We start from the raw sequence: 19,610 nt of genomic DNA, 5'->3' as shown, positions 1-19,610 counted from the left end.
TCACGAGACGCAAAGACGTGACGGGCAAAGAGGGTTAAGCACGAGCCGATCGCAATGACGACGGACGTGCAAATCCGCTAATTTTCGCAAGAGATCTTAAGCAGCCAAACCGGAAACCTTCCGCACTGGTTTGTATATTTGTATAACTAAGCATCCAATCCCCTTTCTTTAGCGCACGCTTCGCGCACGTAAGCTGGACGTTGGAGATTCAAGCCCTCGGCGCTTAAGCTTCGCTTGCGTCGACTCCTTGCGGCCTGCGTTTCGGCTATCATCGCGGTCGCGCTGCGAAACCACCCCCTGCCGTCCCGTGCCCTTGAGCTGAGGCGTGCACATCATCGCATCGCCTGAAGCGCGAAAGAGATTTCCGGTGTTTCCGGCATTGGCCGCCGCCCCGTGTTGTTCGATCAGGCCTGTCTCCGATTGCTTCACCACACTCGTTTCTTCATACGGAAAAGGTGAAATGGACAACGAAGCAATCTCTCCGTTCAGAACGGTGGCCGCGCGTTACATTGCGGCGACCTGCTTCGTGGCCGTCTCCTTCGCGTGTGCCGAGTGGCTGTCGCAGCACTTCGTTTCCGCCGCCGCGTCGATGTCGCTGTGCGCAATCGTGCTAAGTTCCTGGCTCGGCGGAATCGGGCCTGGCGCTTGGGCCGTCGTGCTGTCGCTGCTCGCATTCGATTACGGCTTCGTGCTGCCGTTGCACTCGTTTCGCGTCGACCCGGTAGACATGCCGCGCATGGTCTTGTTTTCGTTTACAGCAACCTTTATCGGCTGCCTTGGCGCATTGCAGCACCGCACTGCGCGCTCGCTTCGCGAAACACACCGGCGGCTCGCGCAAACGGTCTCGATGCTGACGAGCGCGAACGAAGCACTGCAAAAGGAAAATGCCGAATATCTACGTGTTGCCGACCAGCTGCGACTGAGCAGCGCGTTTCTAGCCGAAGGCCAGAAGATCAGCCAAACCGGCTGCTGGCGCTGGAACATCCGATCGGCGACGCTCGTGTGGTCCGATGAGCACTACCGGATCTTTGGCTATCCGCCCGCCGCCACGCCGCCGGACTTCAAAACGATCCGCCAGCGTATTCACCCGCGGGATCGCGACATGGTTCGCGACGTCGTGCAGCGGGCGATCGAAGCCAACAGCGCGTTCGAATGCGAGTACCGGGTCGTTCTCGCGGACGGTGCGATCCGCTACGTGTTCGGCACCGGCCGCCCGCTGTCGTACGAAGACGGACGCATCGTCGAGTACATCGGCACGACGGTCGACGTCACCGCGCGCAAACGGACCGAAGACTTGCTGCGCAAAAGCGAAAAAGCGTTCCGGACGCTGGCTGAAAATCTGCCGGACAGTGTCGTCCGGTATAACCGGCATTGCGAACGCATCTACGTCAATCCCGCGTTCGAGCGCAACCGCCGCCTGTCCGCGCAGCAGGCGCTGAACGTGCCACTGCGGGAAGCCTGGATGTGTGACATTCCTGTCGAAGATTACGAGGCGATTGTCCAGCGTGTGCTGACCTCGGGCGACCCCGGCGAAGTATCGGGCGTCTGGACGGTGCCCGGCCGCGCGCGCACGTATAACTCGGTTCGCATTGCGGCCGAACGCGACGCGGACGGCGAAATCGTGAGCGCCATCGCCATCAGCCGCGACATAACAGAAGCGAAAGAAGCCGAAATGCGTGTGGAAGAATCGCGCCAATTGATCCGGCAACTCGCGGGCCGCAGCGAAGCGGCGCGCGAGGAAGAGCGCAAGCACCTCGCGCGCGAACTGCACGACGGGCTTGCGCAGTCGCTGCTCGCGGTGCGGCTTCAACTCAGCGTGCTGAGCCTCGAATTCGGCGCCCATATGCCGGCGCTGACGAAGCGGGCGAACCTGATCGTCGGTCACGTGGACGGTGCGATCAAGGTCGTGCGCAACGCGGTAACCAGCTTGCGCCCGGTCGCGCTCGATCTGGGCGTTCTGTCCGCATTGGAATGGCTGGTGCAGGAATTTATCGGCGAAGCGGGCATTCCATGCAAATTCAGCACCGATCTGTCGAGCATCGCGTTGCGCGAAAGCGAAACGACGGCCTTGTTCCGTATCGCGCAGGAAGCATTACGCAATATCATCCGCCATGCGCACGCCACGCGCGCGTGCGTGCTCCTCAAGCGTGAAACCGACGGCTGGCTGCTCGAAATCCGGGACGACGGCGTCGGCTTCGACGCAACGAGAAAGAAATCGAAATCGTTCGGGCTGGTCGGCATCCGGGAGCGTGTCCTGATGTTTGCCGGCACTTTCGATCTGCTTACGTCGCCGGGGGCGGGCACGACGTTGCGCATTCGCATTCCCGCCACCGTATCGTCAGAGGCATCATGATCCGCATCCTGGTCGCGGACGACCACGCCATCATGCGTGAAGGAATCAAACAGCTGTTCGCGCTGGAGCCCGGCATCGAGGTCGTGGGGGAGGCGGCCAACGGCGGCGACGTGCTCGCCGCACTGCGTCGCACGCCGGTTGATCTGCTGCTGCTCGACATGTCGATGCCCGGTATCAGCGGCGTCGATCTGATCGAGCACATCCGGGCGCGCGAAGCAGCGCCGCCGATTCTCGTGCTGAGCATGCACAGCGAACTCCATTTCGTCCGCTATACGCTCAAAGCGGGCGCGGCCGGCTATCTGACCAAAGACAACCAGCCGCAGACGCTGCTCGCGGCAATCCGCAAGGTCGCGGCAGGCGGGCGCTTTATCGATCCGCAACTGGCCGAGCACATGGTGTTCGATGCGGGCGAACCGCTGCAGGGCGCGCCGCACGAACGGCTGTCCGCGCGCGAATTCGCGATCTTCCGTCTGCTGGTGCGCGGGCACGGCGTCAATGAAATCGCGGCGGAATTCGCGATCAGCAACAAGACCGTCAGCACGCACAAGGCCCGCCTCATGCAGAAGTTGAACTGCCGCAACAACGCGCAACTCGTGCGCTACGCGGTGTCGCATCAGTTGATCGACTAGGCGCGCCTGTCGTCGCATACGCTGCCTGCTGCGTGGCCTGCAAGGTCGGCATCGGTCGACACGTGTATCAGGATTGCCCTACAGCAGAATCAGTCCCGCCTGATTTTCACGCGCACGCGCGGCGCGGATAGTTGCTCGCTTGCGCATCGGCCTGTTTGGAGCAGGTTCGATCGCGCTTACAAAAACAGAACACTGTATTCGAGAAACTGGCGGGGAACGGCGTGACGATTATTAGGAATATGGCGCTGACGTTAGCAGTCGCGCTACTGGCACTTGTCTTTATCACCGGGTATGGCTTGTGGCAGCTGACCCGTTCCGAAGCGCGCTTTGCGTCCGTCGAAGCCAATACGATCCCGGCCCTTATCGATCTCGCCGAAGCAACCGCGCAGATGTCGGACCTCCGTGCGGCCACGCTGTCGCGCGCGATGACCGAGAATCCGCAGTTGCGTGCGCAAAGGGATCAGCGCATCGCGGACGCGCATCGGCACCTCGATGACATTCTGGTTCGTTATGCGCACGATCACATCGTCGACGACAAGGACCAGGCGTTCCTCGCCGCGGATAACGCAAATCTCGCCGACTATCGTTCGGTCCAGGCGAAGTTCATCGAACAGACCTCGCATGCGCTCGACGATACGCAGCTCGACGCGGCGCTCGCGCCGCTGACACCGGCGACTGCAGCCGTCGTCAAGGGCCTGAAGAACCAGACCGACTACAACATCGCCCAGGCGATCGCACTCGGCGCACGAGGCGAGCGTGCCGCCACCGCGTCCGTCTGGACGCTCGCGTTGACCGCACTGGCCGTCTTCGCATTGACCGGTGGGCTCGCCTGGCGATTGTTCAATCGCGTCCGCCACGGGCTCGGCGGGCTGCAGCAGACGCTCGGTGCGGTCAGCCACTCGCTCGATCTGTCGCTGCGCGCGCCGGTCGAGCGCCGCGACGAAATCGGCCGCACCGCTGAAGCGTTTAATCAGCTGATCGAGCGCGTAAAGGACGTGCTGCGCGCAGTGCAGGAATCGAGCCATTCGGTGCGAACGGCCGCCGCGCAGATCGCGGCGGGCAATGCCGATCTGTCGTCGCGCACCGAGGAGCAGGCCGCGTCGCTCGAAGAAACGGCGTCGAGCATGGAACAGCTGACCACAGCGGTGCAGCACAATGCCGACAGCTCGAAACAAGCGAGCACGCTGACCGGCAGCGCGGCGCAACTCGCGCGCAAAGGGCATGAAGTGGTGGTGCAGGTGGTGGACACGATGAGCGAAATCGACGAGAGCTCCGACCGGATCGCGCAGATCACCGGCATCATCGAGGGCATCGCGTTCCAGACCAATATTCTCGCGCTGAACGCCGCGGTGGAAGCAGCGCGCGCCGGCGAACAGGGGCGGGGCTTCGCGGTGGTCGCCGGCGAAGTGCGCAGCCTCGCGCAGCGCGCGTCGAGTGCGGCCAAAGAGATCAAGGATCTGATTGCACTCTCGGTGCAGAAGATTCACGCGGGGTCGTCGCTTGCCAATGAGGCCGGCGAAGCGATCTCGCATGTCACGGCCGCGGTCGGCAAGGTGGCCGACGTGATCGGCGAAATCGCACTTGCGTCCGAAGAGCAGAGCCGGGGCATCGAGCAGGTGAATCGCGCGATCATGCAGATGGACGAGGTCACGCAGCGCAACGCCGCGCTGGTCGAGGAAGCGGCGGCCGCCGCGCGTTCGCTCGAGGATCAGGGCACCGGACTCGATACGGCCGTCAACGCGTTCCGGCTCGATGCCTTCGCGCGGCCCGCCATACAGATGCTGCCCACCTGAGCCCCCTGATACCTGAGCGCGCCCGATGCGCGTGAACGTCCTGATCGTGCAACCGCGCGCGGCGCGATCCCGGCGCGCATCGCGCCGCGGTGCACACGGCCGTCGCACGGTGCGAACCGCCTACCCGGCCCATCATGTTCAAGCGAATCAAGATACGCACGCTGATCACCGTGGTGATCGTTCTTCTGCAGACCTTGCTGGTGCTCGTCAGCGCGAGCGGACTGTACGGCATCGATACCGCGACGCGCGCGCATGAAGAGACTTATATCAATGTGTCGCAACTGCTTGCGATCGAGCGGCAGGAGCAGGGGCTCGCGCGAGCGCGCATGAAGATCGACCGGGTCATTGCCGACCCGACGGCGAACGATCGCGAAGCCACGCTAACCGACGCGAGTGCGCTCATGGCGCGCTCGGACCTCGAATGGCGCATGTATCAGCGCACGCTGACCGACGAACATGAACGCCTGCTCGCGAGCGAAGTGGATGCGGACCGGCAGCGGCTCAAAGCGTATGGCTTTGCGCCGCTGCTCGCATCATTACGGGCACGCGATCGCGATGCTGTGCGTGCGCGGTCTTTCGCCGCACTCAATGCGGACTACAGCGCCTACGCGCAGGCGGTCGCGAAACTGGAAGACGATCAGATCGACGAATCCGCGCACCTGTATGCGTCCGCCGTTCAGGCCGAGCAGTGGACGATGAAGCTGACCGCGTTCATGATGCTCGTCGGCCTCGTGACGGCGTTGTGGGCGGCATTCGCGTTGCGCAAGGCGATCGCCCGGCCGCTGCGTCACGCACTCGAACTGCTCGCGCGAATCGAGTCGGGCAATTTTTCGGACACCGTCGTGATCGAACGTAACGACGAGATTGGCGCGCTGCTAGCCGGCATGAAGCGGATGAAGGACGCGCTCAATACGTCGCTCGGCAAGCTGAAGGCGAGCGAGCAGCGCTTTCGCGCGCTCTACGAAGCAACGCCGGCGATGCTTCACTCGACCGACTGTGACGGACGCCTTGTGCATGTCAGCGACACGTGGCTTGCAACGCTCGGCTATACGCGCGAAGAAGCGATAGACCGGCTCTGGACCGACTTCCTGACGCCCGATTCGAGGCGGCGCGCGATGAACCCGGGCCTACCGTGCGACGCGCTGCCTGGCTGGACTGCCGCTGCCGAGTACCGGATGCGATGCAAGGGCAGCGCGGTAATCGACATCTCGGTCGCGTCGATCGTCGAACGGGACCACGATGGCTATCCGGCACGCTATCTGACCGTGCTCGAAGACGTGACCGAACGCAAGCGCGCGCAGGCCGAACTCGCGACGCAGCTGGAACGGCTGCGCGTGACGCTGCATTCGATCGGCGACGGCGTGATTACTACCGACGCGAACGGCCACGTCGAATATCTGAACCCGGTCGCGGAGCAACTGACGGGATGGAGCAATGCCGATGCGCGAGGGCAAGGGTCCAGCGCGGTATTCCGGATCGTCAACGAGACCACGCGGGCGCCGGCGAAGAACCCGATCACCGTTTGCCTTTCGGAAGACCGGATCGTCGGCCTCGCGAATCACACTATTCTGATTAGCCGCGACGGCAGCGAATACCACATCGAAGATTCTGCCGCGCCGATCAAGGACACCGCGGGCCGCACACTCGGCGTCGTGCTGGTGTTCCACGATGTGTCGGAGCAACATCGCTTGAGCCAGGAGATGACCTATCGGGCCACGCACGACATGCTGACCGGTTTGCTTAACCGGGACGAGTTCGAGCGCCGGCTGCATGCCGCGCTCACGTCAACGCGCGGCGATGGCTCGAACCATGCGCTGATGTATATCGACCTCGATCAGTTCAAGCTCGTCAACGATGCCGGCGGACATGCGGCCGGCGACCGCCTGCTCAGGCAGGTCGTGGAAGTGATTCGCAAGCTGGTCCAGCCGGCCGATACGTTCGCGCGCCTGGGCGGCGACGAGTTCGGCTTGATCGTCGAGCGATGTTCGATCCAGACCGCGCAGGATATCGCGGACAGGATCTGCCGCAGCATCGACGCTTTCCGCTTCCAGCACGGCAATCTGCGCCTGCACACGGGCGCGAGCATCGGCCTCGTGCCGCTCGACGGGCGCTGGCCGACCACCGCGAACGTGCTGCAGGCCGCGGACAGCGCGTGCTATGCGGCGAAGGAGGCGGGGCGCAACCGCGTGCATACGTACGTCGAAGCCGATCAGATGATCGAATCGCGGCGCGAAGACATGCAATGGGTCAGGCGTCTCGAACAGGCCATCGATATGGGGCGCTTCGTGCTGCACTGGCAGCACATCACGCCGCTTGTCGACAGCGGCGAGGGCATACACGGCGAAATGCTGCTGCGGCTCGTCGGCGAGGACGGCAAGCTGATTCCGCCGGGCGCGTTCTTGCCGTCCGCGGAACGCTTTCAGATGACGTCGCGGATCGACCGCTGGGTGATCCAGCAAGTGTTCGCATGGATGACCGAGCACCGGGCCATGCTGTCGAACGTCAGTACGGTCGCCGTGAATCTGTCGGGCCTGTCGATCGGAGATCGCGATTTCCAGCAGTACGCGTTCGACCTGCTGAACGCGATGCCTTTCGATCACGAAAAGCTCTGCTTTGAAATCACCGAAACCGCGGCGATTACGAACCTCGGCGACGCGACCTGTTTCTTCCGGATGATGCAGGCGCGCGGCGTGCGCTTTGCGCTCGACGATTTCGGCAGCGGCGTATCGTCGTTCGGATACCTGAAAAGCCTGCCAGTCGAATACCTGAAGATCGACGGTCAGTTTATCCGCAACCTCGAGCACGATCTCGTCGATCAGGCGACGGTGCGCTGCATTCGCGATATCGCAAGAATCACCGGGAAGAAGACGATCGCCGAATTCGTCGAATCGGAAACGGTGGAGACGCTGCTGCGCGAGATTGGTATCGACTATGCGCAAGGGTTTTTGCGGCATCGGCCTGAAGCGCTTGAACTCGTGTTTGGGTCGTAAAGCGGGCATGCGAACCTGGATAGAAAGGTATCAGGCTATCCGGCAGGCGCATCAAATGTACCGTAGGTGTCGGACGTTGCACTCACGATTAAAAGACAGTAATATGACTAGGATATATCGGGTCGGAGTGTCGAATGGCACATATTAGTACAGGCGTGGAGTATGGGCTGCATTGCCTGCTCTATCTGACGGAATCAGCACCGGGCGCTCGCGAAGCAAGCGTCAGGGATATGGCTGAACTACAGGGTGTTCCGCTCGACTATCTTGCAAAGCTTTTTACAAAGCTGCACAAGGCTGGCATCGTAAGCGCGACTGAAGGTGCGAAAGGCGGTTTTACTTTGGCTAGACCGGCGAGGGAGATTTCCGTGCTTGAAGTCGTGACGGCCATCGACGGCGATAAAGCACTTTTCGAGTGTCGCGATGTGCGAGAGCAATGCGCGGTATTCGGCGACGAACCGCCCGCATGGGCGACCAGCGGTGTTTGCGCGATCCACGCGGTGATGCAACAGGCGGAAAAGCGGATGCGCGAGTCTCTGGCGTCGCAATCATTGGCCGATATCGCCGAGCGGATGGCGGCGAAAGCACCGCGCACGTTCGGGCCACAGATCGTCAAGTGGTTCGGGGATCGTGCGGCGAACCGGCGGCGCGAGAGGGGCAGGGCTTCTTCAGCTTGAGTTGTATGCGCCCAAAGGCGTCCATAGGCACCGGCGTTCTTTTCGAACACGACACTCCGCTGCACTCCGCTGAGCGGTGAGAGGCGCGTAGGCGACAGCACCAGAAATCTTGATGAGGCCCGGCCCGTAAAGGCACTATATCTTCGATATGTTAAGTCGGAGTGAAGGGTGCCTGGCATCGACCGGGTGTTGGGTTTTCATCCGCTTACCTGGACGGTTCACGGCGGAAGTCCGGGCGCCATCCCAACTCGCGCACAGCTTTGTCGATCGACAAAGTGCCATTCGCTTCCGCAATGTTGTATGCGCCCGGACGTCCGTGGTCGACGGCGACGAGAGCTGCGTACGCGGCCGCGTCTATATGCAGAGGCAGGAGACGATCGGGTTGATCAGACCAGGTGCCGGGACCGTAGAGCCTGCCATACCGGAGCACGATGCCCTCAAAGTCGGATTGCTGTAGCACGGCATTTTCCAGCGGCACGACGCCTTCGCAGACCGAGATCGCGCGTGGACCGATCGCGTCAGTATCGAGCGGATCGGTTTCAAGGTACGGTGGGTCCTTCGGCATATAAGCCCATCCAATGCTCTGCGCGATCATTCGTTTGACGTGCGCAGCACGTGCCGCGCGCACGAGGTTTGCCGTCCCTTCGCGGCGGAGGCGGGCGTTACGCTTGAGCGTTCCCTCCGGCGACGCCTGATCGATGCCGGCGGAAAGATCCGTGAGTTGATGGATGACGACATCCGGCGCGGCCGCCGTCATTGCTCGTTCAAGCGCTTTTTCGTCGAAGACGTCCACGATGACGGCATCGATGCCGAGTGCTGCGAGCCGCGCTCTACCTTCGTGTGTGCGTGTCGTGCCGGTGACTTGATGGCCTGCCTCGCGGAGGAGCGGGACAAGTGAGCGGCCGATTACACCAGCGGCGCCCGCCAGAAATATTCTCATCTCCATTCTCCCTGTGAATGATGATCCATCAAGTCACTATTTTGTGATGCTGGATAGATGGTCACTGCATACCGGATTGACATGGTCGTTCGTCGCAAACCCGCGTGCGGAATGTAGGCCAGTTTACCGGCGGACCGCCCATCTGTTCAGGGCCATGATTCTTCAATTTGACTAGACCAAGACTGCAGATCCGATTGTTCGGATCCGTTCCTTTTTCAGGAGTTTTTGTAAGCTATTTTTGTTGCGTCTATACTGCGATTTTAAAAAGCGTAGTTTAGGACAGCGGGTTTAATGGGGCAATCGCAAGCTGGGCAATAACGGTGCCGACGTGCTCAGCGTCACCCCGGACGGCGCCCTTGCATTCGCTACGTCGGTGCCATTCAAAAAAAAGCCAGGCGTCGTCAACGACGCCTGGCTGCTTGACGTTTTACCTAAAGCGTTAATGATGGCTGTACGTCGAATCGCGCCCCGACGTCGTGTTGTCCGGCGTGAGCGAACGTGCACCGGATTGCGAATTCCCATTGCGCACGCCGCCGTACGCAGTCGTACTGTCATAGGACTGCTGGGCTTCGGCCGTCAGTGTCTGCACGCTTTGACCGCGCTGCGAAGCGGGTGCGCCAACGGACGGACGATAGAACGGCGCAGGACCATAGCCGCCTGCGAAAGCGGGGGCGGTCAGTGCGGCCGATGCGGCGACGAGAACTGCTGCTGCGATAAGTTGCGTCTTCATATTTCCTCCAATGTGTTTCGGGATGAGAGAGCGCCGCATCGTTACTCAACTGTGCAAACGTTCTTGCGGCGACGTGAGTGACTCTATGCCTCTATCGATCATTTATTGAGCCCGCTATCCAGAAATGACTATCATGAAAAATGAAATGGCAGCGTGTGGCTCATTCCTTTGGAGTTGTCCGATCAGACGCATGACCTTGCACATCGGGCGTTACGCGGAATCGCGATGAATGGCGAGCACGTTATTCCGGATCCTCGAATTGGGCGCTCTGAGCCGATTGAGCAAATTTCCGATCCCCCCGTTGCGTGTCAACTCGCATTGCACAAGTTAGGACGCGCGACTCCAACACTGTCGACATGCAAGGCCGCGGAGCTTGATGCGGGCGAGTCGACGCGCAGTACGGTCAGCAGGCTGTGGAAAAAGCTAAGATGCCAGAGCGGTAACAGGCAACGGAGATCCGGAATGTGCGGAATGTGTGGCTTGCTGGGAGGCGGTACCCACTGGTCGAATGTCGGCGTGCCTGACGATGGCGCGACCAGGCGTCAACGCAGACTGCTGCAGGTCGCGCTGGCGAACCGCATACTTGAGTCGTTCCGCTTGCGACTCGACGACTTTCACGGGCAATCGTTTGTCCTCTCCTCGCCGACTGGCGCAACGGAGGTCGTCGCCAATTTCACGGAAGTCTGGAAGACAGCGGAAAAGATGCTGGGAAAACCGCTCGATCCACTGACTCTGTTCGAAGATGAGGGCAGATAGTGACTCTCACCTATGACGTCATACCGATCACACTTGTGACGGGATTTCTGGGCAGCGGCAAGTCGACGCTGCTCGCCGATCTGCTAGAAGGCGCGGCCTCGCGTGATTGTGCGGTGCTGGTCAATGAGTTTGGCGAAGTCCCGCTCGATCATCTGCTGGTCGGTGCGATCGATGCGCAAACAGTGCTGCTCGCCAATGGCTGTCTCTGCTGCGCGATGCGAGGAGAACTGAAGGACGCGCTTGCCACGCTGTTTTCCCGACGTGCGCGCGGAGAGTTACCGCCTTTTTCGCGCGTCGTAATCGAAACGAGTGGCCTCGCGACGCCGGCGCCCATCGTCGCTACGTTGCTTGGTGATCCAATTCTGCGCAGCCACTATGTGTTGGCGGGTACGCTGTCGGTGGTCGACGCATTCAATTTCGCCTGGCAGCGCGAGAAGCACCCCGAGTGGTTGGCGCAGGTCAGCACAGCCGATCGGCTGTTGATCACGAAGGCCGATCTTGTCGACGAAGCGCGCGTCGAACAACTCTCAACCATGCTTGCAGAGCTGAACCCGGCCGCGAGCGTCGACGTGCGGCGTGCGGGCGCGAACATCGACGCATTGCGCGCTGCCCTGTTCGAACCGGGAGACGTGCACAACATGATCCGGCGCATGGGGCACGCAGCACGCGTCGCCGCATCATCGGGCTCGCTCGAGCCGGACACGCACCGTAACGCGCTTGATGCCTCCGGCATTGCGTCTTTCTGTCTGACCTTCGACGAACCCATCGATTGGGAAGTCTTTACGCTATGGTTCACCATGCTGCTCAATCGTCACGGTGACAGGATTCTCCGCGTGAAGGGTCTATTGTGGCTGGCAGGCTCGGACCGGCCGGCCGTGATTCATGCTATTCAACATCTCGTCCATCCGATCCTGCATCCCGACAACGTCGGGCCGATATCGGCGGATCAGCGAGTCTCCCGGCTGGTTTTTATCGCCAGTGACCTCACTGCCGAGGCAGTGCAGCACTCGTACTACCGTTTTCAACGTCATCTTGTCAAAGCAGATCATTGATTGCTGTTGACCGCGTTCGCAGTTCGCTCCCCGTGTGTAACCTCTAAAAATATGTTTTAAGCCCAGAGTTGAAGCTGCTTTGGAAGCACGGTGCAATTTGATCGCAAGCGACGGGCGATTCTGGAACGATCGTTGACGGCGCGTTGGCACAATATCGGAAGGACATCGACTATATCCGAAACAGATAGGGCGGCTTCACATTCACATGTCTGTTCGCAAGCGCTTGTGAGACCTACCATGCGGTAACGGTTCTTAGGACGTGAGTAGCAAACGACGGCTACAGCCGCCGCATTTCCGCATGGATGAAGATGATGTCACTGAAACGGAATATCGAAACGTACATTCGCGCCAAGGACGGAAACCGGCCGCATCTGATGGTCGAGGCCTTCGCACAGAACGCCCGGCTATCGATGCTCGTAAAAACCTCGGATATTGCATTTCCTTCGAGCGTGCAGGGCCGGGAGGCAATCGAGAAAGTACTCGTGCGTGAGTTTGCCGCGCAATACGAGAACGTCTACACATTCTGCCTCAGCGATCCACCGTCGGACGCGAACGTGCTTGTGTGCGACTGGCTGGTCTGCATGACGGAAAAAGCCACTGGTGCCGCACGGATCGGGTTCGGGCAGTACGAGTGGCATGGCGGCTTAGGCCTCGTAGAAAGTCTGCGCATCACGATTGAAGAGATGCGCGTACTGGACAAAGACATCGCAGCGCCCGTGCTGGGATGGGCGCAAACCCGCCCGTATCCATGGTGCACGCTCGGGCAACTGATAGTGGATATGCCAGCGATCGATGCATTGCAGCACGTTGCTTCCATGCTCGCGCAACGGAGTCGCCAGATCTGAGCGTCTGTTTGACAGGAGACATCGATGAACGGGACTTCCGTGAAATCCTCTACCGCACTTGCGATAGCACGCGCCTTCGCCCAGGGGCTCGCCGATCCTGTCGCCGTGACTGCCGCGGCGCTCGACCACGCCCGCGGCATGCGCGCGACTTTCATTTCCGTAGTCGCCGCGGACCGGGCATTGAGACGGGCGGAAGAATCGGCCGAACGCTGGCGCCGGAAGGTCCCGCTGAGCGTGCTGGACGGTGTGCCGATTGCATGGAAAGACCTCTTTGATATTGCCGGACTCACTACCACCGCGGGTTCGGCCACGCGGGCCGCGAACGTGCCGGCACTCGCGGATGCCGCCCTGGTCGCTCGGGCCGAGCGTGCCGGCATGATTACAGTGGGCAAGACAAATCTGAGCGAATTTGCCTATTCGGGATTGGGCTTGAATCCGCATTTCGGTACGCCGACCAACTCCCGTATCGATCATGGCTTGCGCGTCCCCGGCGGGTCTTCGTCTGGTGCAGCAATTTCCGTTGCAGCGGGCGTTGTGCCGATTTCTGTCGGGACCGATACCGCGGGCTCAATCCGGATTCCCTCGGCATTCAACGGCCTTACCGGTTACAGAGCCAGCATCGGCCGTTATTCGCGTGCCGGTATGGTCAGCCTTTCGAGAACGCTCGACACGATCGGCCCCATTGCAAATACCGTATCCGATTGCGCTGCGTTTGACGCCGTCGTGCAAGGCGTGCCTTTTCGCAAGGCGAATCGTACGCCGCGCGATCATCGATTCGTCATCGACCTTTCGCTTATCGAACGATATGCAGTGTCTGAGCTGGTCGCGTCTAACTTCCTGGCGTTCATCGAACGCCTGCGAGAAAGTGACGCGCGCGTGGAGGAACATACCTTCACGGCGCTAGCGGATATTCATCGGATCATTGCGGACCAGGGATGGATTGGTGCGCTCGAGGCGTTTGAAACGCATCGCGCCTTGCTTGATTCAGATGCCGCGTCCACGCTGGACCCTTATGTTCGCGCCCGCCTTGAACGTGCACGACATGTTCCATCCTCACGGCGCAGTGAACTGCTGGCGCTAAGAAACGAGTTGCAAGCGGTCTTCGTACGCGAATTGAAAGACGCGACCTTGATCGTGCCGACGGTCAGTCATACAGCGCCTCTGCTTGCGCCTCTCGAGGCGGACCCAGACCTGTTCGCGGCGGTCAATATGAAAACACTGGCCATGACGATGCCGGCAAGCTTTCTCGACGCGCCGGTCGTGGCTATGCCGTCGGGATTGGACGGCGATTCCTTGCCGACCGGCGTACAGTTGATCCGTAGTTCGAACGACGATGACGTGCTGCTTAGCGTTGCACAGCGGGTCGAGCAGCACATGCAAACTTCCCGAACCGAGGAGAGAAACGATGCCTAAGGAAATTCTGGTTGCGTTTGGGGTGGATGTCGATGCTGTGGCCGGCTGGATCGGGTCATATGGCGGAGACGACTCGCCCAACGACATATCGCGTGGTCTGTTCGCCGGTGAAATCGGCTCGATGCGTCTTCTCAATCTGTTCGAACGAAGAAAAATCAAAACCACCTGGTTCATTCCGGGCCACTCGATCGAGACATTTCCCACGCAAATGCAGGCTGTTGCCGCCGCCGGTCATGAGATCGGCATACACGGTTATAGCCACGAGAATCCTATCGCGATGACGCCTGAGCAGGAGGAGGCGGTGCTCGATCGAAGCATCGAGCTGGCCACGGCTCTGGCCGGCCGGCCGCCTGCCGGCTACGTCGCGCCGTGGTGGGAACTGAGCCCCGTCACACACGAGCTTCTGCTCAAGAAAGGCATCAAATACGATCACAGCCTTATGCATAAGGATTTCGAACCCTACTTCGTGCGGGTTGGCGATACGTGGACGAGGATCGACTTTACGAAGCATCCCGACGCATGGATGAAACCACTCGTGCGCGGCAACGAAACAACGCTGGTCGAAATTCCGGCCAGTTGGTATCTCGACGATCTGCCACCGATGATGTTCATCAAAAAGGCGCCGAACAGTCATGGCTTCGTCAATCCGCGTGATATCGAATCATTCTGGCGCGACCAGTTCGATTGGGTCCATCGGGAAATGGACTACGCGGTTTTTCCGATCACCATTCACCCGGACGTATCGGGTCGTCCTCAGGTGTTGCTGATGCTCGAACGGCTCATCGATCACTTCGCGGCTCATGACGGAGTCCGGTTCGTGACTTTCGAACAGATCGCTGACGATTTTCTGCGCAGAACGCCGCGCAAATAACTTGATGCTGGAAGGAAGATGTTATGGATCTGACGCTGAACGGGCACGTCGCCAATGAAGACGGTATCGCTTCCGCGCTCGCGGACTTTGCGATTGGCATGACGCTCGACCGAGTGCCTGCCGAGGTGCGGCAGCGAGCCAAATATTTGCTGCTCGACGCGGTGGGGCTTGCCTACGCCACGAAGAATTATCCGTTCACGAAGGTCACTCTTGCAGCCATGCAATCGCTCGGCAGCGGATCGTCCACGGTGATAGGGCACGGACGGATCCTGCAGCCGAGAGACGCGATGGTGATGAACGGACTGCTCGTGCATGGGCTCGACTTCGACGACACCCATTTGCGCGGCGTGATTCATCCAACGGCAAGCCTGTTCCCTTGTACGCTCGGTATGGCCGAGGTGCACGGGGCGAGCGGTGAAGCACTGCTCGCTGCCTATATCGCGGGCGTAGAGGTCGGCTCGCGCCTGACGTCGGCCGGCAACGGCGGCTTCCACGAAACCGGTTTCAATCCCACCGGTGTAATCGGCACGTTCGCGAGCGCTGTCGCGGCCTCTCGCCTGGCTGGGCTAACGCCGCGTCAGGCCTGGATGGCGCAGGGCATTGCGCTGTCCATGGCGAGCGGCAGCCAGGCGTTTTTGCAAGGGGGCGCGTGGTCGAAGCGCATCCAGCCAGGTTGGGCCGCGTCGGCCGGAATGACCGCTGCCACGCTGGCGAAGCAGGGCTTTATTGGCCCGAAGGCGCCTTACGAAGGGAGGTTCGGGCTGTTTTCGAGTTATCTCGGCGAAGTGCGAGCCTTGGTCGACCTTTCGCTGGCGACGAGTGGGCTGGGCGAGGTGTGGCAGACCATGGAAGTCGCTGTCAAACCGATCCCCGCTTGCGTATTCGCACATGCCGCAACCGATGCCGCGATGATCTTGCATGAGCCATGGCGGCGCGGAAGCGATGAGCCCGCCATGGGCGCTATCGACGCAGTGAAGCGCGTACGCGTCAAGGTTCCCCGGGAGGTCGTGAAAACCGTCTGCGAGCCGGTGGAGGCGAAACGGCGGCCCGCCAACGCATATGAGGCCCAGTTCAGCATTCCTTATCTGGTGGCGACGGGTTTGCTGAAGGGAAAATTCACGCTCCAGGAACTTGAGGACGACGCCGTGTCCGATCCGCAGGTGCTGGCACTCGCAGCGAAGGTTGACTATGAGATCGATCCTGATTCGACGTTCCCGCGTCACCACACAGGCGAGGTCATCGTTGAGTTTGCGGATGAGCGGCGCCTTGAGCATCGCGAAGACGTCAACCGTGGCGGTGCTGACAGACCGTTGAGCAACGACGAGGTGGCGGAGAAGTATTTGTCGAACGTCAACGGGACGCTATCTCCGGCGCGGGCTGATCAGGTGCTCGATGCGGTACTCGCGCTCGACCAGCGACCGCTGCGTGACCTGCTGACGCTTCTAGCCGAACCGGTCTGAACGGGAACAACAAAATGATCTGATGATGTTTGCCGATCGGTCCGTTCTCAATTCAACATTGACGGACGTGACGAACATTGCCTGCGCGCGTCGGAAACCGGGACATCGAATTCGGCAAAGGAGCTCGTTCGCCACGACGCTCAGCGATTATCAGGCATCACTTGCAACAGCGGCTCCGGCGTCAGTGCGACTTTTCCTGTAAAGGGCCGATCGTGGGAAAGGATGAGCAAAACGGTTGCGGCGAGTGCCGCGGAAAACAGACCGATTGCCACTGCAGACGTCAACCGGTTCTCGCAATGCACGAACGCGATAGCGAATAGTAAGCACACCGCCAGAAACCCCAAGCATAACCATTTGACATTATTCACTTCGCTTCGGCTGATGAGGATACGCTCGCGGCGCGCTTCGAGAACATGCTGCAAGGACGCCGCGACCTCGCGCTGCGCCGTCTGCTCCCCGGGCGTAACGACCGGCAGGGAGAGCGTGAACTGCAGTGCCTTGTTCAGCGTTGGAGGACTGACGTTAAGCGTGACAGCTCCCTTGGCGACCAGCGGCCATTCAGTCGTCGCGGTGTAGAGGATATAGTCTCGGACCAGCCTCCGCAGTTCCGTTTGGGCTTCTTTTGGCAAAACGGCCGACATGACGATAACCGATCGCAGCGCACTCGCTTCAGCGTCGACCGCGGCGCTGGCGCGCTCCGTATCCTTCCAGACCTGCGCGGCCGTGAAGGCGATAAATAAGCCGAAGACGATACCGATTGGAGAAAGCAGACCAGGCGAAATAGCCTTGAATGACCGCCCATGTCGACCGGCGGCGAGCCATCCGGTGACGAGGTGGATTGACGCGCTCGCGAGAAATATCACGCCGAAAGTGACGAGTGCCATCAACCATAGCGGCAGCTCATGTATCCATGTACTCATCATTGTGGTTTGCGCTATGCGCAGTCTGAATGGGCTATTCCTGGTGGGTCGGGGCGTCCAAACCGCTCAACAAGACCACGAAGCTCCGTCGGTAGTCTGTGCGCTCGATGACGTTGCGCCGTAATCGCCAGGGCACGCAATACAGTGCGGGTATGAGTGCGACGCATATCTGCGCGGTGAGCGATTTCGAGTTACCGCTCATCTGTTGAATTCGACCGATAGCAGGTGATTCCACCATGACGTGCAAACATTCGAGATTCTGTCTCCTCGCGAATTTATGCTTCGACTATGTCCTGCACGCAGGCAAATCCGAAACGTCGGATCGTCGTTCACTCGAGGAGACACTGATGAGACATTGAGTTGAGATACGGTGACTTTCAAGCGGTAAGGATTGCGCCGGCGTGCCAGTTGTTAACTTCGGGATGCCAGCGCTTGCTGGGACCGCTGCGACGATTCGCGGCGAGGAGACCGAAATCTTTGCATTAACCTGTCGAAGACGCGGCAATGGAGAAAATCATGAATTACCTTGTCAACATACTGGGCCGTTCGGGCCTTTTGACGCGTGACCTCGACTACCACCTGCTGCGCGGCGCGATGGTGGTCATCTTTGCGTGGTTCGGCTACGACAAATGGTTCAACGCCGAAATCACAGGACTGGTTCCGCTCATCACCCACGGCCCGCTTATCTTCTGGATGATTCCGGTCCTCGGCGTGGGAGGCACCAGCATTTTGCTTGGAACAGCAGAATGGACCTTTTGCTCGTTACTGTTCCTTGGGTTCTGGAACAAGAAATTGGGCGTGCTGGGTGCTTTGGGCTCCACGTTCAGCTTTATTGCTACATTCACGATCTTTCCATTCGCTCCGGGCGCGTGGGAACCTGCCGCGGGAGGGTTTCCCGCCATGACGATCGTGTCCGCGTTCCTCTTGAAAGACCTTGTTTTGCTGGTCGTCTCTGTCTACCTGCTCAAGCAAGACGTTGCCCGAGTGATCGAGGCCCGGACCTCTGTCGATCAGCGGGATACATCCCTGCGCAAACTGGCCGCCTAACAGGGTGAGGCACGCCGCTGCCGACTCACGTTCGGCGGGTTCGGCAGCAGCGTGTCTCACACCTGCAAGAACTTGCTCTGTATCGGCAGCCCGCGAAATGCGGGCATTAACGCGTGATGAGTCATTTCTGAATTAACCTGAATTCACGATCAACCAGACGATGTATCGCTTCGCTCACGTGAATGCCCGATCGGCTCATAAAACGACTGAATGGAATCGCGAGGCCGGATCAATACCGCAGAGCCGCATATTTACTGGACTGTGCCGCTGTTTCAGCGAACGCGATAGTAATTCCCGGATAGCAAGTACAAAGATTCGACGGTTAAGACCTACACTTTTCCTGTCACCGCGAGATTGCTTGAACAAACGGCAAATCGAGCAAGGGTGTAATCCTTAACCTATACGAGTTGGAGTACTTATGAACACGAAAATCATCGCGACGATTCTTGTCGCCGCATCCGCGGCCCTCGCAGCCCCCGCCTTTGCAAGCGGCTATGGTCCCGCTCCGTTTTATCATCCGTTGACGGGCGCACCCGCTTCGCAACGTGGCCAAAGCGCGCAAACGCTCAGCGCCGAAGGCCACCAGTGGAATGACAACTCGACCGCATACGGTGGCGTGCGCAGCGGTACCAGTGATGCCGGCACACGCGCGCCTACGCAAATCGATACGGAACGGGATCTGAATTCGTCGCTTTACCGTCACCACTAAGCCTCAGGTCGGGTCAACCCGGCCATTTATCTGGCCGGCAACGGGTCCGGCAGGGGCCAAAGAATAGTGACTGCTTCGCGGGCGCGGCCTTAAGGGGACGTTCGGGCTGATCTCCACAAATCGGCTTAGGGTTGCCGGGCGACGGCCTTGTCGCCCGGAAGCGGTCATCGACGGCGCATGCATCGATGTTTGTCAGCGTATGGTTCCCTCGCCGGCGCTTCCTCGATCTGGCCAGGATAACCTGCGTTATCGAGCACTTCTCATATCGCGCATGCCGGTCATGCAGCCCATTTTGGAATATTGATTGTGTCGGGGTAATCGACATCATACTTCCAGTCTACATTGCCACCCTTTTAAGCGATAAAGATCCCGGCGTTTTAAAGAAAATATGTCTCACGAAAAATGCCAACTTCATTACAAATGCATTT

17 protein-coding genes are annotated in these 19,610 nt (G+C 60.0%); 13 read left to right on the top strand and 4 right to left on the bottom strand.

Annotation, left to right across the window (positions count from 1 at the left end; all coding sequences use genetic code 11):
- Positions 1-168 precede the first annotated feature (168 nt).
- On the bottom strand, positions 169-468 hold the full coding sequence (locus KZJ38_RS31790) for a hypothetical protein (protein WP_219801017.1): 300 nt from the start codon (positions 466-468) through the stop codon (positions 169-171).
- On the opposite strand from KZJ38_RS31790, the gene KZJ38_RS31785 reads away from it, so the two are divergent.
- The 5 genes from KZJ38_RS31785 to KZJ38_RS31765 all read left to right on the top strand — a co-directional run bounded on the left by KZJ38_RS31785 (position 461) and on the right by KZJ38_RS31765 (position 8,439).
- Complete coding sequence (locus KZJ38_RS31785; protein WP_219801016.1) at positions 461-2,353, top strand: PAS domain-containing protein; 1,893 nt, start codon at positions 461-463, stop codon at positions 2,351-2,353. The genes KZJ38_RS31790 and KZJ38_RS31785 overlap by 8 nt on opposite strands.
- Positions 2,350-2,982 (top strand): response regulator, encoded by a 633-nt coding sequence (locus KZJ38_RS31780; protein ID WP_219801015.1) that lies wholly within the window; start codon positions 2,350-2,352, stop codon positions 2,980-2,982. The genes KZJ38_RS31785 and KZJ38_RS31780 overlap by 4 nt, the downstream gene beginning before the upstream one ends.
- A 155-nt stretch (positions 2,983-3,137) precedes the next feature.
- On the top strand, positions 3,138-4,775 hold the full coding sequence (locus KZJ38_RS31775) for a methyl-accepting chemotaxis protein (RefSeq protein WP_246641862.1): 1,638 nt from the start codon (positions 3,138-3,140) through the stop codon (positions 4,773-4,775).
- 134 nt (positions 4,776-4,909) lie between these two features.
- Positions 4,910-7,765, top strand: a complete 2,856-nt coding sequence (locus KZJ38_RS31770; protein WP_219801014.1) for an EAL domain-containing protein — start codon at positions 4,910-4,912, stop codon at positions 7,763-7,765.
- A 134-nt stretch (positions 7,766-7,899) separates the two neighbouring features.
- Complete coding sequence (locus KZJ38_RS31765; RefSeq protein ID WP_219801013.1) at positions 7,900-8,439, top strand: RrF2 family transcriptional regulator; 540 nt, start codon at positions 7,900-7,902, stop codon at positions 8,437-8,439.
- 205 nt (positions 8,440-8,644) lie between these two features.
- On the opposite strand, the gene KZJ38_RS31760 is transcribed toward KZJ38_RS31765, so the two are convergent.
- Positions 8,645-9,379: an NAD-dependent epimerase/dehydratase family protein gene (locus KZJ38_RS31760; RefSeq protein ID WP_343223862.1), complete on the bottom strand. Its 735-nt coding sequence runs from the start codon at positions 9,377-9,379 to the stop codon at positions 8,645-8,647.
- A gap of 439 nt (positions 9,380-9,818) precedes the next feature.
- A complete protein-coding gene (locus tag KZJ38_RS31755) occupies positions 9,819-10,109 on the bottom strand; it encodes a hypothetical protein (protein ID WP_219801011.1) in 291 nt (96 codons plus the stop codon).
- A 471-nt stretch (positions 10,110-10,580) separates the two neighbouring features.
- Here KZJ38_RS31755 and KZJ38_RS31750 point away from each other — a divergent pair, with 471 nt between their 5' ends.
- From KZJ38_RS31750 to KZJ38_RS31725, 6 genes are all read left to right on the top strand, one after another.
- Entirely contained in the window at positions 10,581-10,865 is a 285-nt protein-coding gene (locus KZJ38_RS31750) for a hypothetical protein (protein ID WP_246641861.1), read from the top strand.
- The gene (locus tag KZJ38_RS31745; RefSeq protein WP_219801010.1) at positions 10,865-11,917 is read left to right on the top strand and encodes a CobW family GTP-binding protein; all 1,053 of its coding nucleotides are present in this window, start codon (positions 10,865-10,867) and stop codon (positions 11,915-11,917) included. The genes KZJ38_RS31750 and KZJ38_RS31745 overlap by 1 nt, the downstream gene beginning before the upstream one ends.
- Positions 11,918-12,225: 308 nt before the next feature.
- Positions 12,226-12,762, top strand: a complete 537-nt coding sequence (locus KZJ38_RS31740) for a hypothetical protein (protein WP_219801009.1) — start codon at positions 12,226-12,228, stop codon at positions 12,760-12,762.
- Between the two features lie 24 nt (positions 12,763-12,786).
- The gene (locus tag KZJ38_RS31735) at positions 12,787-14,175 is read left to right on the top strand and encodes an amidase family protein (RefSeq protein ID WP_219801008.1); all 1,389 of its coding nucleotides are present in this window, start codon (positions 12,787-12,789) and stop codon (positions 14,173-14,175) included.
- Complete coding sequence (locus KZJ38_RS31730; protein WP_219801007.1) at positions 14,168-15,046, top strand: polysaccharide deacetylase family protein; 879 nt, start codon at positions 14,168-14,170, stop codon at positions 15,044-15,046. Before KZJ38_RS31735 ends, KZJ38_RS31730 begins: the two co-directional genes overlap by 8 nt.
- A 23-nt stretch (positions 15,047-15,069) precedes the next feature.
- Positions 15,070-16,506 (top strand): MmgE/PrpD family protein, encoded by a 1,437-nt coding sequence (locus KZJ38_RS31725; protein WP_219801006.1) that lies wholly within the window; start codon positions 15,070-15,072, stop codon positions 16,504-16,506.
- A 140-nt stretch (positions 16,507-16,646) separates the two neighbouring features.
- Here the strand turns inward: KZJ38_RS31725 and KZJ38_RS31720 are convergent, their stop codons facing one another.
- Positions 16,647-17,429, bottom strand: a complete 783-nt coding sequence (locus KZJ38_RS31720) for a bestrophin-like domain (protein ID WP_219801005.1) — start codon at positions 17,427-17,429, stop codon at positions 16,647-16,649.
- A 513-nt stretch (positions 17,430-17,942) separates the two neighbouring features.
- On the opposite strand from KZJ38_RS31720, the gene KZJ38_RS31715 reads away from it, so the two are divergent.
- Together KZJ38_RS31715 and KZJ38_RS31710 are read left to right on the top strand one after the other, a co-directional pair.
- Positions 17,943-18,473 carry a DUF417 family protein gene (locus tag KZJ38_RS31715; RefSeq protein WP_219801004.1) on the top strand — a complete coding sequence of 177 codons (531 nt, stop codon included), beginning with the start codon at positions 17,943-17,945 and terminating at the stop codon, positions 18,471-18,473.
- Between the two features lie 418 nt (positions 18,474-18,891).
- The gene (locus KZJ38_RS31710) at positions 18,892-19,182 is read left to right on the top strand and encodes a hypothetical protein (RefSeq protein ID WP_219801003.1); all 291 of its coding nucleotides are present in this window, start codon (positions 18,892-18,894) and stop codon (positions 19,180-19,182) included.
- Positions 19,183-19,610: the final 428 nt, after the last annotated feature.

Origin of the sequence: Paraburkholderia edwinii, from assembly GCF_019428685.1 — a bacterium.
Taxonomy (GTDB): domain Bacteria; phylum Pseudomonadota; class Gammaproteobacteria; order Burkholderiales; family Burkholderiaceae; genus Paraburkholderia; species Paraburkholderia edwinii.
The sequence above is the reverse complement of the archived record's forward strand: the minus strand, read 5'-3'. Positions and strand labels throughout refer to the sequence as shown.

What these genes read in the sequence shown, in the direction of transcription:
- KZJ38_RS31720 (WP_219801005.1), bottom strand. Translation starts at nt 17,429, where the DNA reads ATGATGAGTACATGGATACATGAGCTGCCGCTATGGTTGATGGCACTC.
- KZJ38_RS31770 (WP_219801014.1), top strand. Translation starts at nt 4,910, where the DNA reads ATGTTCAAGCGAATCAAGATACGCACGCTGATCACCGTGGTGATCGTT.
- KZJ38_RS31785 (WP_219801016.1), top strand. Translation starts at nt 461, where the DNA reads ATGGACAACGAAGCAATCTCTCCGTTCAGAACGGTGGCCGCGCGTTAC.
- KZJ38_RS31760 (WP_343223862.1), bottom strand. Translation starts at nt 9,379, where the DNA reads ATGAGAATATTTCTGGCGGGCGCCGCTGGTGTAATCGGCCGCTCACTT.
- KZJ38_RS31750 (WP_246641861.1), top strand. Translation starts at nt 10,581, where the DNA reads ATGTGTGGCTTGCTGGGAGGCGGTACCCACTGGTCGAATGTCGGCGTG.
- KZJ38_RS31780 (WP_219801015.1), top strand. Translation starts at nt 2,350, where the DNA reads ATGATCCGCATCCTGGTCGCGGACGACCACGCCATCATGCGTGAAGGA.
- KZJ38_RS31710 (WP_219801003.1), top strand. Translation starts at nt 18,892, where the DNA reads ATGAACACGAAAATCATCGCGACGATTCTTGTCGCCGCATCCGCGGCC.
- KZJ38_RS31730 (WP_219801007.1), top strand. Translation starts at nt 14,168, where the DNA reads ATGCCTAAGGAAATTCTGGTTGCGTTTGGGGTGGATGTCGATGCTGTG.
- KZJ38_RS31715 (WP_219801004.1), top strand. Translation starts at nt 17,943, where the DNA reads ATGAATTACCTTGTCAACATACTGGGCCGTTCGGGCCTTTTGACGCGT.
- KZJ38_RS31755 (WP_219801011.1), bottom strand. Translation starts at nt 10,109, where the DNA reads ATGAAGACGCAACTTATCGCAGCAGCAGTTCTCGTCGCCGCATCGGCC.
- KZJ38_RS31725 (WP_219801006.1), top strand. Translation starts at nt 15,070, where the DNA reads ATGGATCTGACGCTGAACGGGCACGTCGCCAATGAAGACGGTATCGCT.
- KZJ38_RS31735 (WP_219801008.1), top strand. Translation starts at nt 12,787, where the DNA reads ATGAACGGGACTTCCGTGAAATCCTCTACCGCACTTGCGATAGCACGC.
- KZJ38_RS31765 (WP_219801013.1), top strand. Translation starts at nt 7,900, where the DNA reads ATGGCACATATTAGTACAGGCGTGGAGTATGGGCTGCATTGCCTGCTC.
- KZJ38_RS31740 (WP_219801009.1), top strand. Translation starts at nt 12,226, where the DNA reads ATGATGTCACTGAAACGGAATATCGAAACGTACATTCGCGCCAAGGAC.